The following is a 16,168-nucleotide window of genomic DNA, read 5'->3' on the forward strand; positions in this document are numbered from 1 at the left end:
TATGAGCATAAAGACAGATATATAATCATCAATAGTAGAACAGGGAAAATATATGGAGATATTAAGTGGTTATTTTCTATAGTACTTTTATCGGTACCGATTACGCATGCTGAGACACTCCGTGAACAGTACCATACTTTAAAAAAACCTCGCTTAAAGTGAGGTTTTTTATTGTCTTGTGAAAAGTTATACTCTCTTTTTGGTTTGTATTTATGTTTTATGCCTTTCACTATCGCGAATACAGTTACTTTTGAAGAAGACATTAAAAAAAGTCGTTTCCAAGCGATTGCTGCGGTTGTTGAAAATGAACAACAGGTCAAGGCCTTTTTAGAGCAGACTAAAGATACATCAACCACCCATCAATGCTGGGCATGGAAGATAGGACACAATGTACGCTTTAATGATGATGGTGAACCCTCTGGAACAGCAGGTCGTCCTATTCTGGCAACCATAGAGGGTAATGATTTAACCAATATCATTGTATTGGTCAATCGTTGGTATGGTGGTGTTAAGCTCGGTACAGGTGGTTTGGTCAGAGCGTATGGTGGCTGTGCAGGTCAGTGTTTATTACTCGTTGAAAAAATTGAATTGATTGAGAAAAAACAGATTCAATTTGCCTGTTTATTTAATGAATGGGCAATTATCCAATATGAATTGATCCAACAACAGATTGAATATCAAGAACGTTACACTGAAACAGGTGTTCTTATTGAAGCACGATTACAAGTACATCAAATTGAGCCTTTAAGGCATAAGCTCCAAGATGTGACACGTGGACGTGAATCGTTTAAGGTGATAGAGGAACAAGAAGATGACAACTGATCCTTTATTAAAGTATCGAGAACAACATAAGCATCGTTTGAATTATATGCCTTGGTTGTACTGGTCACTTAAGCCTAAACATCGAGAATGGGCCGAAGCATGGCAAGCTGAATATCAAGCTTATTTGATGGAAATGGAAACAATAGAGGTTGGCAATAATTGTTTTATTTCCCCTTTAGCACATATTTTTGCAGAGCGTGGACGAAAGATTAGCATTGGTGACAATACCTTTATCGCGGCAGATTGTACCTTGCATGGGCCGTTGCAGATTGGCAGTGAAGTGGCAATCAATCACCACTGTATTTTAGATGGCGGACGTGCAGGGATTAAGCTGCATGATCAGGTTCGAATAGCCGCTTATAGTCATTTATATGCGTTTGATCATGGAATGGATTTAGACCGACCAATATACCAACAAGCTGTTACCTCCAAAGGAATTGAGATTGGGCGAGATGTATGGTTAGGTGCTCATGTTGGTATAAAAGATGGCGTGAAAATTGGACATCATGCGGTTGTGGGGATGAATAGTATGGTCACTAAAAATATAGAAGATTTTGCAATTGTAGTAGGTAATCCAGCTAGATTGATTCGTTATCGTACTGAATAAAATCAATTAAAAGCTCATGAGATTCTATACATAAATTTAACCCACCATACTTTGATCTGTGATAAGTTAAAAACAAGTAGAAGACCTAAGGTGTTAAACCTAAAGAGAGGCGAACATGAACCGTGTCATTGCATGTATTGATTCTTCACCCTGTATTGATGCTGTTGCTGAAGCAGCCGCATGGGTGGCGAAGCAAACGCAAAGAGAATTAGTATTGTTGCAAATTCTGGACTATTATCCAGCAAGCTATCATTTAGGTGAAATCAGCGGTGTCATTGGTTTTGAAAGTAATGCCATGTTGCTCAAGGAGCTGGCTGAGCTTGAGCAAAAGCAAAGTGAACTCGCACTCGACTACAGTAATAACTTACTGAAACATATTTCTGAGCTGATCGAAAAACAATATGGTTTAACCAGTACCAAGATTCAGGAAAAAGGCGATTTTCTTGAACAGAGCTTTAATATTTTAAAAGAGAATGATGTTGTCATTATCGGGCGTGTGGGTGAACGGGCGGCCGAGAAGAATAAGCCAATTGGCAGTAACGTGGAAAACTTTATTCGTGGTGCAAACTGTACAGTGATTACTGTGGGAGAGCATTTTGAACCACCGAAACGTTTTATTTTCGCTTATGAGTATTCACCGACCTGTCAAAAAATGCTGCAACGTATAGCACAAAGTGATTTATTGAAAAAGTTACAATGTCATTTACTTTATGTCGGTGATCACCCAGAAATGCTGGCAGAGCCAGAAAAATATTTAAAAGATGTGGGTTTAGATGTTATACCCATTTATCGATACGGGGATGTTGCCCAAAATATTCTTGAATATCAAAGAGAACATGATATTCAACTCATTGTTTTAGGTGCTTTTAGCCATAGTAAAATTCATCAATTTTTCTTAGGCAGTATTACTACAACGATCTTCCGAAATGCCAATGTTCCCTTACTCGTAGCTAAGTGATTCATTTTCTTCCATATAGTTATCCGCAATTACTGTGGATAACTATATGGAAAAGCATTGTGGATAAATATAAGTTATTGATATTGAATAAATAATTTTTTTAGATTGTTTTTTGATCTCTATTTTACGATTGCAATTGCAAAACCATCATGCCCTTTAGATCCTACTGTTTGTAGAGCAGTGCAAGAGAGCAGTTGAGGATGATCTTTTAATGCTGAGAATGCTTCACGAATGCCTTCAATACTAGGCTTCTTATTATTCTCATCTAAGATCGCACCTGCGCGAATGACGTTATCAAGTACAATAATCGTACCTGAGTGAGAAAGCTTTAAACTTAATTCAAAGTATTCACGATAACTTTGTTTATCGGCATCAATAAAAATTAGATCAAAGGGTTCACTGCCTTCAGCAATAAGTTGCTTCATAATATCTGCACCACGACCTTTCTTGAGCTCGATATTGGTTGGCATCTTGGCAAAATCGATATTTTCCTGAGCAATAATGACGTGAGTATCTCGACCTTCTACCGTGAGTAGATAGCCATCTTCAGGTAATGCTTTTGCAAGCCAAATAGTACTGTAGGCACCAAACGTTCCCAGTTCCAGTACCCGTTTGCATTGGTTCATCTGAATCAACATTTGCAAAAACATGCCTTGATTAGGCGCAACAGCCAAATGATTAGAAAACCCCTGAGTATCGGTATTGTCTAATGCATGTTGAAGTCTTGGGTCTGTGGGAATTAAATGTGAATTGATATAGTCATCAATGTCGGTCCACATCTGTTGCATAATCAAGTTTACCTATGAATCTGTTAGCTGCATTTTAAACATTTATGCTTAGAGTGCAATTTGATTACTGAATTAATCACTACCATTGAAATAAAAAAGAGACCGTTTAGATCTCTTATCGATTTAAATTATCGTTTATTAGAAGTTACACATTGAACTATTTCGGGTGAGGTCAGGCCCCCAAGTTCGATAACCTTGCGTATCGATATGAATTTGGCCAGAGCTGTACAAGCCGATTCCAAGATTTAAACTCTGCCCATGCTGGATCCAAAATTGGCATAGTTTAAATTTGGTCTGTTCAATATATGCATAGTCTTGCGGTTGTGGAACCTCAGGCCCGATACGGAAGTCGATTGCTGAATTGAACAAATGCTTAGAAGAACCCGCACCACCTGCACATTGATTTAAAGGTAGATCACGGTAAACAGACGTGACTTCGAAATCAGTTAAAATCTTAGCAGCGATTAAATATTTAAAGACCCGTAAGGTTGAAAGTGAATTATTCCATAGCTCACGATTTGGTACCATATATTCTGAGCGACCACATTTTTGCCAATCTCTAGCGGTACGTAATAATTCAAAACTTGGAATAATATGCGCCACATTGTTGCGTGTTAAAAACTGCTCGTATTCGCGGACGCGCGCGTAATTTTCACCTTGATTGAGCCATTGGCGATAAGAGTTTGGTTCAACTTTATTTGGAATTGGGCGAGTAAAAGTAACTTGTTCTTGAGGAATGTAAATTCTTTTATCTTGATTTTGATTCACTTTAGTGGCTGAACTGACACAACCGACCATCATCACAGGGATGATACAAAATGATAAGAGACCCTGTAATTTATTTCGCATCATAAAAAAGCAGTTCACAATCTATAAGTGATAGATGAATCATTTTAATGCAAAATAACGTACAAATAATGGTGCAATTGCAAAGAAATGTGTGATTCGAGTATAAAAAAAGACCAGTTAATACTGGTCTTTTCTATGATTATTTTTCTAAATATTGCAATTTATTTGGCTTGCCATTCCATTCTTCACGATCAGCAGGTTGTTCACCAATTTGAGTGATGTTATTACCTGCCCATTTTTCAGAGAGTTCAGCATTCAGCTCAATAAACGCTTCTTGACCTTCAGGTAGCTCATCTTCAGAGAAAATCGCATTTGCTGGACATTCAGGTTCACACAATGCACAGTCAATACATTCATCTGGATTGATGACAAGAAAGTTTGGACCTTCATAGAAGCAATCTACAGGGCAAACTTCAACACAGTCTTGATATTTACATTTAATACAGTTTTCGGTGACAACAAAGGTCATGGCGGCAGCTACCTAAAAAATATGGTTTTCATTTTGCATAGCGTATTTTAGGCAAAAAATACCGATAGAAACAATTCCTTTTATTGATATTTATTATTCGTATCAATGAAATGGGCTTATTTATATGACTTTTATTGATAATAAGTCTCAATAACTTAATGAATTGTCGAATTTCTCCTTGCATTACATGATGCAAAATGAGCGCACAAATATAATTGCGATCTTACAACTAGAGAAATCAGCTCTGACCTAGTGCCAAAGCTGATGATTTAATCTTAATTTTCGAGTGCTTGGCTAGATTTGAATAAGGCTTTGAGCTGATAAAGCTGTTCAATTGCTTGACGTGGTGTTAGATCATCCACATCAATTTTATCTAACAATTCAAGCACAGGGGATTGAGCTTCCACTTCAATAATTTTCTCAACAACTTGAGTTTCAATTTCATGCTCAAGTGAGCTGAATAAATCATTTTGAACTGTATTTTGCAAATGTTGATGCTGTTGCTTTTCCAGAATTTTCAAACGTTTCTGTGCTTCTTTAATTACACTTGCTGGAATACCTGCCAGTTTTGCAACTTGTAAGCCGTGGCTTTGGCTTGCAGGACCGTGTTGTACTTTGTGCAATAAAATTAAATTACCATTCAGTTCTTGTGCTGTCACATGATAATTATCAATACCAACTTCACCACCCAGGTCGGTTAACTCAAAGTAGTGTGTTGCAAACAGACATAGACATTTCACACGCTTCGTCAAATCAAGTACACATGCCCAAGCTAAAGAGAGGCCATCATAAGTACTCGTACCACGACCAACTTCATCCATCAAAACCAAAGATTGACTTGTAGCATGATGTAAAATCTGTGAGGTTTCAGTCATTTCCACCATAAAAGTAGATTTACCTGTCGACAAATCATCCGCAGAACCGATACGGGTAAAGATACGATCAATTGAACCCAGTTTTGCCGATTTTGCGGGAACGAAACTACCACAGTAAGCAAGTAAACTGATTAATGCGGTCTGACGCATAAATGTCGATTTACCGCCCATATTTGGACCCGTAATAATCGCCATACGATGTTGTGGGTCTAGAGTCGTATCATTCGGTGTAAATGGTGCTTTATTTAAAGCTTCAACCACAGGATGACGACCAGCTTGAATTTTGATGCTGGTTTCAGCCGTAAATTCAGGTCTTGTCCAATTATTTAATCTGGCTTGATGTGCAAAATTTGCCAGTACATCAATATGCGCAATTGCTGCGCTCATCATTTGTAGTTGAGCAATATTTTGGCGAAGCTCATCTAATAAGGATTCAAACAAAAGCTTTTCACGGGCAAGCGCGCGTGATTCACTTGAAAGGACTTTATCTTCAAAGCTCTTGAGCTCTGGAGTGATATAACGCTCGGCATTTTTTAAGGTTTGACGGCGAATATAATCGGCAGGTGCCTGCTCGGCCTGAACGCGTGTCAACTCAATATAATAACCACTGACACGATTATAACCAATTTTAAGTGTATTGATTCCAGTACGTTGGCGTTCTTTAATTTCTAAATCAATTAAAAATTGCCCTGCATGATCACGAATTTTACGTAATTCATCCAGTTCATCATCATAACCTTCAGCAATCACATTACCATCGCGTAATAATACTGGCGGATTTTCAACAATTGCCGCCATTAAATGTTGATGTAGACTTTTGAAATCACCTAATTGATTATCCAACTGATTTAATAATTGAGATTGTTGGTTTTTTAGCACAGGTACTAAAGCATGCCGTAAAAATGGAATTTGTGCACATGCTTGACGCAGTTGAACTAAATCGCGTGGACGTGCACTGCCCAAAGCAACACGACTCAATACACGTTCGATATCACCAATTTCTTTGAGCACTAAACGTACAGGAGATTCATGGTAGCCTTTTAATAATTGCTCTGAGGCATCTAACCGAGCATCTAATATGGCAGTATCACGAATCGGTTGCATAAGCGTTCGACTGAGTAAACGGCCACCCATTGCGGTTTGGCAGTCATTAATCAGTTGGAATAATGATGTGCCATGTTCAAATAACGGATCAATAATTTCTAAATTACGCCGTGTAATTGGATCAAGTGCAATAAAGTCAGTGCTTTGCTCAATTTGAATAGAACGAATATGTGGTAAAGCCGTTTTTTGTGTTTCTTTGGCATAATGAATTAATGCTGCGGCTGCAGCTTTTGCCAAAGGGAGTGGATCTAGACCAAAGCCTGATAAAGTTGAAACTGAGAACTGGTCACACAAAGTTTTTTGTGCATTATTTAAATTAAAATCAACATTTGGACGTTTAGTAATTGGGCAGTCTAAATTCTTTTTAATTTGTTCAATAATATTTTGATCGATCAGATCTTCATCAATGAGAATCTCGCTAGGCATTAAACGAGCTAGCTCAATCGCCAATTGTTCTGGCTTATAGTTTTGTTGTTGAACTTTAAAAATACCCGCACTCAAATCAAGTAATGCAAACCCAATTTGATTTTGTTGAATACATAAAGCAACCAGATTTGAAGACTGATAACTGCTAAGTAATGCATCATCAGTCAAAGTACCTGGTGTTAGAATACGAACTACTTTACGTTCCATAGGTGCTTTACCGCGAGAACCTGCGTTCTCGCCTTCACCAACTTGCTCACAAATTGCAACTGTGCGACCAGATTTAACTAAGCGGGCAAGGTAGCCTTCGGCTGAATGATAAGGCACACCAGCCATTGGAATCGGTTGCCCACTCGCTTTACCGCGATGAGTCAGCGTAATGCCGAGTAGTTTGGCTGCTAAATGCGCATCTTCAAAGAATAGTTCATAAAAGTCACCCATACGATAGAACAGCAATGCATGTTGATAGTCTGTTTTGACTTTGAGATATTGCTGCATCATTGGGGTGTGGTTGGAAATGTCTGCTATGCTATTATTATCTTTCACTGGTGTTAAGTCCTTTATTTTCAATGTATTTAATAGTATCTAACATAAACAGAGTATCCGAGGGTGTTGGATGAAATCTAAGCAAATACAGCCTAAGCCAAAACATTAGTGTAGGTTTTAGTATAGGTTGTTTTAGTTTAAACTAGCCATCATTCCTTATCAATATTGGAAAATGGACAGCTTGAAAGGATAACAAATAATTCAATCTTCTTGTGAGGTTTAAAGTGGTTCGCTCAATAGATCAACAAACGACAATAAAAAAAGCACTTTCAGCGAAAGCCATTGAGAAGATGAAAGTGGGTGATCCTGACAAGGCTGATGTAGGGGAGTACACAGGATTACGAGTACATTGTGGCAGAACGGGAATGAAAACTTTTTTCTACCGTTATCGTAGTCCTGTGGATGATTCCATCAAACAATACAAGATCGGAAATTTCCCCCAAGTTACACTGGCAGAGGCAAGGATAGAACTCACTCGTTTAAAAGCCGAACGAAATCAGGGGATTTGTCCAAAACATAAAAAAGAGCAGGAAAAGCTTCAGCAACAGATTGAACAAGAGCTTGCACAAAAAGATATGTCTCAACTCACTGTACACCAAATGATAGAGATGTATTTGACTGAGGTGATTGAAGATCACTGGATTACTGACCCTCGAACAGGTGAACGAAAAAAAGTTTTGGGTGTGCGTAAGCCAAAAGGTCAATCTGAAACACGACGTACTTTATATGGCGATGCGGTACGAGTTTTAGGTAATCGTATTGCTTTGGAAGTGACCCGAAAAGATGTGGTGGCTTTAACCAAGGAAATTATTGATCGTGGTTCTAATGTGCAGGCTGGACGAGTATTGTCCGAGTTGACGTTGGCGTATGAATATGCCATTGGCTTGGAGCGATTTCCAGCCAATTTTGCTAATCCTGCTCTATTAGCCAAAATGAGTATCAAGCAGTCAAGACTGAAAGTAACCTGTAAAAAGGGCACACGAGTTCTAAATGATCAGGAATTAAAACGTGTATTGGCTTGGCTACCCACATCAGGATTTACTACCCATCAAAAACATATCCTTTATTTAACGCTATGGACAGGTTGCCGTACTGGAGAATTGTGTGATGCTCAATGGAGGGATTTTGATTTGGATCAAGGAACATGGCATCTGAAAGCTTCAAAAAATAGCACTGAGCGTTATGTTCAATTATCAAGGCAATGTGTCAATTTTTTACGGAATCTATATAAACCAGATCAGGAATATTTGTTTGCTTCGTCTCGAACAGGGTTGCCCATCCAACAAAAGTCCCTAACAGAAATAAAGTGGCAAATGAAAAATCCAGATAAAGTTAAGACTAATTTCCGTCCTGAACAGCTTTGGCTAACAGATATTGATGACTGGAATCCGCATGATTTACGCCGAACAGTGAGAACAGGTTTATCCAGATTAGGCTGTCCTACAGATATTGCAGAAGCAGTTTTGGGACATTCCAAAAAAGGAATTGAGGGAACATACAACCTGCATAATTATGAAGCCGAATGTGCAGAGTGGTTGCAGAAGTGGGCGGATCATATGGAGAAGCTAATTTAAGTAATAAAAATTGATGAGATAAATCCGTCTTAATTGGCGGATTTTTTATATCTAAAATTTGAATAAATTACACTAATTTGAAAGAATAAATTTGAAATTTATGGCTCTAAATTGAATTGATAAAACAGATTTTTTTACATATTTTTAGCAGTTTTAATTTGAATTTTTTGGAAGATTTTATAGTTCTAAACTTGTATTTTAATTTTATATCATTAATATAAAAACAATGACTTATATAATTTATTTTTGATCAAAAGTTGAAATGATATGAAAAAAGATAATTTTTACAAAATTCTTGAATTGTTATATGAAAATATTCAAATCATTGATGCTGAAAATGGACAATCTTTAGAAATTGTAAATGCTTTGCATGTTTATCAACTGGTAGGGGAAGAGATCCCTAAACTTTTAAAAGGCTATGATCTGGAGCAAGGCTGGGTTGTGAGTGATACCAATAAGGTACAAGTTAAACGCCTGATTACTGCGCTGAAGAAAGTAAAAATTTTTCCTAGACCACATGTGAAAGATATAAACCGTAAGACATTTTCTGAACTAGGGCAGTTTCTGGAGTTTGTGGAGTCTTTCCAATACAAAGGAACAGTTAAAACAGAATATGGTGATATTGTTTTAGTGGATAAATCCTCTGGGATTTGGACATTGAATCAGGAAAATCATGCTGAAATGTTTTTAAAGACATATCTTGACTATCGTTATAAAAAGCAAAGTGAACAATCACCCTCCGATCAAAATCAAGAGGTGGCAATTCAGTTGTGGAGTGCATATCAAGATGACGTAGTTGAAAGAATGGTTGTAGATATAAAAGCAGATATTTCTTCACAATTGGCAAAGGCAGGGATGCTATCTATTGTGGTAGCTAAAATTGTTATTAGAAAAAATGATCAACATTCGCCACAATTTGACGAGATGATTGCTGATAAAGCTAATTTATTGAATGTTCTTAGTGGTGATCAAAATATCATCAGAATATTTTATAAACCTTTCCTAGAGACAAAGGAAATATTGGCATATTATGCGGTGTTTTTTATCCAGTCAGTATTCTATCTGGATGAGACTTTCTTTATTGGAAAGATCACTAGGGTACTTAAGGAATACGTTACTCAAACTTTTAAACTTTCAGTGAAGATTCATGTTCAGAATCTAAATCCTGTTTTGAGTAAAAATCTTATACCTAAACCCCAAAAAAGAGATTTTTTATTGGTTGATGGCGTAGAAGAAAGTTGGGAATTTGTTGAGCAGACGGTGCTTGAGTTTTTATATCAATTGGAGAAGTTCGGGAGGCTTAGAGTAGATTCTCTGAATCAGGTAATGGAGCTTTATCTTTATGCTGTGATCAATAAGGTTCGTGCCATTAGATTAGATACAGGTACTTCCACCATTGAGCTTGAATTAACCTATTTCCATGCCAATCAGATTCAAGAGCATATTCCTCATCTTTTATTTTTTTCTACAGGGCAGCGTTCAAATTATATTTGGGACATGATGCACTTGTCTGATCATGCAAGAGAATATATTGCAAGAATTGCTGTCATTTATCAGGAAAATTTTGCTATATGGAAAATGCAAAAATATCTTGAATTGGCGATGTTTATCGAAATTTTTATGATGACAATGAAAGAGAGTGCGCCTAATGCCTTTTATTCTTTTGCATCAAGTGTGCGTGAGACATTGAATCGAGGTGTAGAAAATCGTATTAGCCGACAATTGTTACAATTTGCTGTGATTTTCAGGAATCAGTATCAACTCAATCTATTACAGCAGAAGCTTGAAACTAGGATCATTTCACGTACATTGAAATACTTTTTTCATATCTATGCAGAACAATTACAAAGTCAGGGTAGCAGTACAGTTGTACTTGAAAGTATTTTAGCTGCTAATCTCAACGAAAGGGATGTTCAGAAAAGTTTGGATGAGCTTCTAGTCCAGTATAGGTTTAATCAGCCTTTATTTTTTAAACCTGAGGCCCGTCAGAAGCCAGCAAAAATTCTCGGTGAAAAAAAGCGGATCAGACTTTATGCCCAAATCGTTGAGCCATCTTCCATACAAAGTATAATTTCACCAATCCATCTTCCTAAAAATTCTGCTGCATCTAGGTTGTTGTTAGCTACGAGGCATTCTGTCCAACAGCAGGAAAATCAACCTATCCAGACCTTAGGACAGAATGACAACGTTCCTTATAAACTGATACATATTCAGCGGCATATCACTCGGTTAGGAAGAGTTGAGAAAATATTAAAACAGGCAATGAAAACTGACGTGGTGATCATACGTTGTTTATTTTATTGTGATGTCAATAAAGCAATGGATTATGCCTATTTTTCTAAAATATTTTCTACCATGTTGCAGGACAATAAAAAAAGAAAACCGATCTCTGATATGGCAGCGTATCTTGGTTATTGGGAGGGGGGCAACAGGACAAGCCAAAACAACATTACCAATTATGCAGCAAATGTGGTACTGATGTTTAAATCACAGGCATTGCTGGAATATCCTGATTTATTTGCTGAACTGGAGCGTAAATGGTGTTCAGCTTGTCAGAAAGTTGAAAGGGATTGTGATCCTGAGATCAGAATACAAGGTAGAGTGGAGAAATTACAGATAGCTCAGACATTGCTAGAACTCCAATGTCATCAGTTGTTAGTGGAAACCACCCAAAAAACATTAGCCAAAAATATTGTGAATTATCTTGCCAGTTATATGGTTTATCAGGATTTGTTGGATGATGAGATTTATCAACAATTACCAAAATGGTTGATCAAGAAAACAACTACAACCAACAAGCCGAAAGCAAAAAAATCGGTAATGAAAAAATTATAACTTTAGCTTCCATTTCGACCTATAAAATCATGCCAATTGGGATGATTTTTTTCTATTTGCTATAGAAGTAGAGATCACTAATTTTTAGGCGTGATAAAGGATGGTTTTTACTCTGATTTCTACTGGGATATATATTTAATATATTATTTATTAAATACTTAAATGTATGTGTACCATCACCATAACTAAGATGATGATGGATTGTCATTGGAAGAATAATCAATCAATTGATCTAAATTATAAAAATACAGAATCAGCACTCCTATGAAATTTACCATAGGAGTATCTCTACATGAACGAAGCACAAGCCCTCATTAATCTTGAAAAATTTATGTCATTAGTTTGTAGAAAAGACTATTACTGGAAAGACTTTGCATCTGACTATGAACAGTGGCTGGATGATGCAAGGGCCATCTATGATGAAGAACTTGAATATAGTCCTTTAATTCAGGCTTATTTTGACTTCATGGCTGAACGGATGGATTGGTATGACAAGAATGTTTTTGATAACTATCGTGTTTTTAAGGATTTTCAAACAAATCTTAGACTTCGCCAGAAATGTTTCCTCCATGATTTTGCCGATAAGGTCGAGGATAACCTAGATGAATTTTTAACCTATTTTGATCAACTTGTTGGGAAACATTGTAAGTTGTTACTGGTACGGGTGGATTTATATTATTTATTTGAGCATAGCCCTACTATTCGGCAATTTGATCGGGATATTAAAAAACTGGTCAACCGTATTCAGAATAGGGACAGGATGTTTAAGAATCAGGTGGGCTATGCCTATCGACTGGAACAAGGTGGCAAAAGCAAAGGTTACCACTGTCATTTGCTGGTTATTTATAATGGTTCTGACTGTTATCGAGATGGTTATTATGGGCAGGAAATTGGTGAATTATGGCGGGACGAAATTACACAAGGACATGGTTACTTTCATAATGGCAATCACAGTTCGCATAAAAAATATTATGAATCATTAGAACTGCTGGGCATTGGTAGAATTGACCGAAAGCTTAGCAAGAGTATAAAGAATGCTCGTAAAGCCATTCGATATCTAGCGGATTCAAAAAAGAATAACCAATACTTACGAGTTCGCCTAAATAAAATGAGAGAGTTCAGCAAAGCAGTGTTCAAACCATCCTCTCGCTTTCAGTCCAAACGTTGATCCCAAAAAATCATGGATATATATCATTAACATGAAGATTGAATGTTTCTTTTATTCCTTACATTCAAAAATATAGGCTTGCCGATTGGTAAGCCTTTTTTCATTTAATGAGGTTTATCTTATGAATATTACATGTCCATATTGCTATTCAGCCAATGTCAGCCGTGCAACTACACAGCCATCAGGCAATAACAGTTTTTCTTCAATGGCAGGTGCAGGAATTGGTGCAAGCCTTGCCAAAAGTTTCCCTACCCCTTTTTCACCATTACTGGGTGGGCTTGCAGGTGCAGTGGTGGGTGGCTTGATTGATAGTCTGGTTCAGCCATCCCAACCACAGCAGCCTACGGCTTATTTCCATTGCAACAATTGCCAGCACAATTTCAACTAAGGACAGGAGAAACCATCATGGCACATCAACTTGAACAAATGGCGTATGTCGGTGAAACCCCGTGGCATGGTCTGGGTAATCAACTCAGTCCACATCAACCGATTGAAGTCTGGGCACAGCAGGCAGGCATGGATTGGCGTATTGAATCATCCAATGTCAGTTACATGGCAAAGAATGATCGGGGACAAAGCATCATCCTGCCTTATGAGGAACAGCGTGTCTTGTATCGTTCTGATACCCATGCACCTTTATCAGTAGTCAGCCAACGCTTTCAGGAAGTTCAACCCAAAGAAATTCTGGAGTTCTATCGTGATCTTACGGAACAATCAGGCTTTGAACTGGAAACCGCAGGTGTGCTCAAAGGTGGTAAAAAGTTCTGGGCTTTGGCACGTACAGGACAAAGTACAGCGCTCAAGGGCAAGGATGTCAGTAATGGTTACATTCTGTTGGCAACAGCATGTGATGGTACGCTTGCCACAACTGCACAATTTACCAGTATCCGTGTAGTCTGTAACAACACACTGGCAATTGCCTTACGTGGGCAGAATACCAGTGCAGGCGTGGTGAAAGTTCCACATAGCACCCGATTTGATGCGGAAAAGGTCAAACAGCAACTGGGTATTTCAGTTCGTGCATGGGATGAGCATATGTATGAAATGAAACAACTGAGTCAGCGTAAAGTCACCCAACAGGAAGCGGCAGCCTATTTTGATGCGGTATTTAACAATACCAGTCTCAGCATTGCTGAACAGGATGACAGCATTATCCAGTTCTACCGCAATGTGGCAAATGAAGCCAATGCAACCAATAAAACTGAACCGAATGGACGAGCCATGTCTAAAGTCATGGATATGTTTAATGGTCAGGGGCGGGGTGCAGAACTCAGTTCAGCCAAAGGTACAGCCTATGGCTTGCTGTGTAGCATCACTGAATTTGTTGATCATGAACGTCGAGCCATGAGTACCGATCACCGACTGGATTCAGCATGGTTTGGTACAGGTGCAGCCATGAAACAGCGAGGACTGGAACAGGCACTCAGAATGGTGGTCTAACTTTGGCTGGATTTAAAGTTAGTCAAATTAGCCTAAGTAATACATTCATTACTTAAATCATCTGTTTCCCTCTACCCAAAAACTCCCTTTTGCCACATCGCCCTGATGTGGCTTTTTTTTATGCCGCAATTTTAATTTTTACAGACATAGAGTATCTAATGAACCATAGCATTGAACCACAAATCAGTAAATCCACAGCCTCAGCCTATTTACCCACTTCCCGACAATTGCCTAAATCACAACATAGCCATGCCAAACGCTTTGCTAAAACCAAAGGCATGAGCCGTGAACAATGGCTACAGGTCAGAAAACAGGGGATTGGCAGTAGTGATGCCGCCGCAGCCTGTGGGCTTAATCCCCATATGTCGATGCTGGAGCTGTGGATGATTAAAACAGGTCGGATGCAGACACAGCCAGATCAACCGACCCAAAACAGTTATTCCCCTTTATATTGGGGCAATCAACTTGAACCCCTGATTGCCAACTATTACCAACACAAGACAGGTCATAAAGTGCGTAAGGTCAATGCGGTGTTACAGCATCCTGATCCCGATAAACACTTTATGTTAGCCAATCTGGACTATGCCGTTGTGGGCTGTGATGAAGTGCAGATATTGGAATGTAAGTCTGTAGGTGAATGGGGAACCAAACTGTGGCGTGATGGTGTGCCTTTATACGTGATTATTCAGGTACAACATCAACTGGCAGTCACAGGCAAACAGGCAGCCCATATCTGTGCCTTAATCTGTGGACATGAAGCCAAAATATTTAAGGTCGAACGTAATGAAATTGTGATTGACCGAATCATGGCTTCTGAACGGATATTCTGGAACTGTGTGGAAAATGACATACCACCGAGTGTTGATGCCAGTGAATCAGCCGCCAAAGCCCTGCAATTACTTTACCCTCAACATATCCCTTTACAGTCCGTTGATTTCTCCACATTGGAGGGTGTTGATCAACTGTTTACAGATCTGTTACATGAGGAAAAACAACTGGCACAGCATCAGACTAAATATGACTATCTCAAGCATCGGATTCAGGCACTCATGAAAGATGCAGAGAAAGCCATCTTTTCCAATGGTACTGTGACATGGAAAAAGTCAAAGGACAGTGTGGTGCTGGATCAAAAGGCATTATTACAGGCACAGCCTGAACTACTGCAACAGTATCCACAATCCCGACAAGGGAGCAGACGCTTTAATATTTATTCTGCAACAACCTAAATCATCTGACTAAACAAGTTTTAGACCTATTTCCATCACACACCACATCAAACGATTTTATTTCCCTAAATTTAAAATTTGTGCAAAGCCGCCCCTCTTGTCCTTTCCCCAATACTAAGGAAAGGACGGTGGAGCAGCTTTGCATTTTTTTATGTTCGCACAATGTTTTCTCCCATGACCGAATATTCAACAGGTTTTTTTATTTCATCAATCTTGATGTGAGGGAGCGGTGCATTCAATGGATTTGGGGAATCCGTAAATAAATGCAATAAAGGATAATCACCATGATTAAAGGTTTAGCAATTACCCCACCTGTATTGGGACGTATCAGTATTGGCAAGATCGTTGAAAAGAATGGTAAACGAATCCCTGAAAAGGATGACCAGTTTACCATTACCAGCCAGATTTGTCAACGGCATTCTAAAATTGACCCCTTTTACCTTACAAATGGCAAAGTAAAATTGACCCCTTTGATCTCGTATTA

General features: G+C 38.3%; 13 protein-coding genes and 1 pseudogene. 10 read left to right on the top strand and 4 right to left on the bottom strand.

Annotation, left to right across the window (positions count from 1 at the left end; genetic code table 11):
* The first annotated feature begins 219 nt into the window (after positions 1-219).
* The 3 genes from CDG56_RS01845 (at position 220) to CDG56_RS01855 (ending at position 2,387) form a co-directional block, all read left to right on the top strand.
* Complete coding sequence (locus CDG56_RS01845; protein WP_087546761.1) at positions 220-822, top strand: IMPACT family protein; 603 nt, start codon at positions 220-222, stop codon at positions 820-822.
* Positions 812-1,429 (top strand): acyltransferase, encoded by a 618-nt coding sequence (locus tag CDG56_RS01850; protein WP_087546762.1) that lies wholly within the window; start codon positions 812-814, stop codon positions 1,427-1,429. Before CDG56_RS01845 ends, CDG56_RS01850 begins: the two co-directional genes overlap by 11 nt.
* A gap of 115 nt (positions 1,430-1,544) precedes the next feature.
* On the top strand, positions 1,545-2,387 hold the full coding sequence (locus CDG56_RS01855) for a universal stress protein (RefSeq protein ID WP_087546763.1): 843 nt from the start codon (positions 1,545-1,547) through the stop codon (positions 2,385-2,387).
* 119 nt (positions 2,388-2,506) lie between these two features.
* Here CDG56_RS01855 and CDG56_RS01860 read toward each other — a convergent pair whose 3' ends face one another.
* The 4 genes from CDG56_RS01860 to mutS all read right to left on the bottom strand — a co-directional run bounded on the left by CDG56_RS01860 (position 2,507) and on the right by mutS (position 7,396).
* The gene (locus CDG56_RS01860) at positions 2,507-3,175 is read right to left on the bottom strand and encodes an O-methyltransferase (RefSeq protein ID WP_005157533.1); all 669 of its coding nucleotides are present in this window, start codon (positions 3,173-3,175) and stop codon (positions 2,507-2,509) included.
* 138 nt (positions 3,176-3,313) lie between these two features.
* Positions 3,314-4,027, bottom strand: a complete 714-nt coding sequence (locus tag CDG56_RS01865; RefSeq protein ID WP_087543920.1) for a D-Ala-D-Ala carboxypeptidase family metallohydrolase — start codon at positions 4,025-4,027, stop codon at positions 3,314-3,316.
* Positions 4,028-4,163: 136 nt separating this feature from the next.
* Entirely contained in the window at positions 4,164-4,493 is a 330-nt protein-coding gene (gene fdxA / locus CDG56_RS01870; protein ID WP_004663008.1) for a ferredoxin FdxA, read from the bottom strand.
* 275 nt (positions 4,494-4,768) lie between these two features.
* Positions 4,769-7,396: a DNA mismatch repair protein MutS gene (mutS, locus tag CDG56_RS01875; RefSeq protein WP_171295086.1), complete on the bottom strand. Its 2,628-nt coding sequence runs from the start codon at positions 7,394-7,396 to the stop codon at positions 4,769-4,771.
* Between the two features lie 269 nt (positions 7,397-7,665).
* Here mutS and CDG56_RS01880 point away from each other — a divergent pair, with 269 nt between their 5' ends.
* The 7 genes and pseudogenes from CDG56_RS01880 to CDG56_RS17205 form a co-directional block, all read left to right on the top strand.
* Positions 7,666-9,015: a tyrosine-type recombinase/integrase gene (locus tag CDG56_RS01880; protein WP_087546765.1), complete on the top strand. Its 1,350-nt coding sequence runs from the start codon at positions 7,666-7,668 to the stop codon at positions 9,013-9,015.
* A gap of 267 nt (positions 9,016-9,282) precedes the next feature.
* Positions 9,283-11,850, top strand: a complete 2,568-nt coding sequence (locus tag CDG56_RS01885; RefSeq protein ID WP_087546766.1) for a hypothetical protein — start codon at positions 9,283-9,285, stop codon at positions 11,848-11,850.
* Between the two features lie 292 nt (positions 11,851-12,142).
* Positions 12,143-13,018 (top strand): inovirus-type Gp2 protein, encoded by an 876-nt coding sequence (locus CDG56_RS01890; RefSeq protein ID WP_087546767.1) that lies wholly within the window; start codon positions 12,143-12,145, stop codon positions 13,016-13,018.
* Between the two features lie 121 nt (positions 13,019-13,139).
* Positions 13,140-13,406: a hypothetical protein gene (locus CDG56_RS01895; protein ID WP_087546768.1), complete on the top strand. Its 267-nt coding sequence runs from the start codon at positions 13,140-13,142 to the stop codon at positions 13,404-13,406.
* A 17-nt stretch (positions 13,407-13,423) separates the two neighbouring features.
* Positions 13,424-14,458, top strand: a complete 1,035-nt coding sequence (locus tag CDG56_RS01900; protein WP_087546769.1) for a DUF932 domain-containing protein — start codon at positions 13,424-13,426, stop codon at positions 14,456-14,458.
* Positions 14,459-14,616: 158 nt separating this feature from the next.
* The gene (locus tag CDG56_RS01905; RefSeq protein WP_087546770.1) at positions 14,617-15,684 is read left to right on the top strand and encodes a YqaJ viral recombinase family protein; all 1,068 of its coding nucleotides are present in this window, start codon (positions 14,617-14,619) and stop codon (positions 15,682-15,684) included.
* Between the two features lie 284 nt (positions 15,685-15,968).
* Positions 15,969-16,168: pseudogene (locus CDG56_RS17205) on the top strand (hypothetical protein); the annotation flags it as partial.

The sequence above is a fragment of the Acinetobacter sp. WCHA39 genome (assembly GCF_002165385.1).
Lineage (GTDB): Bacteria > Pseudomonadota > Gammaproteobacteria > Pseudomonadales > Moraxellaceae > Acinetobacter.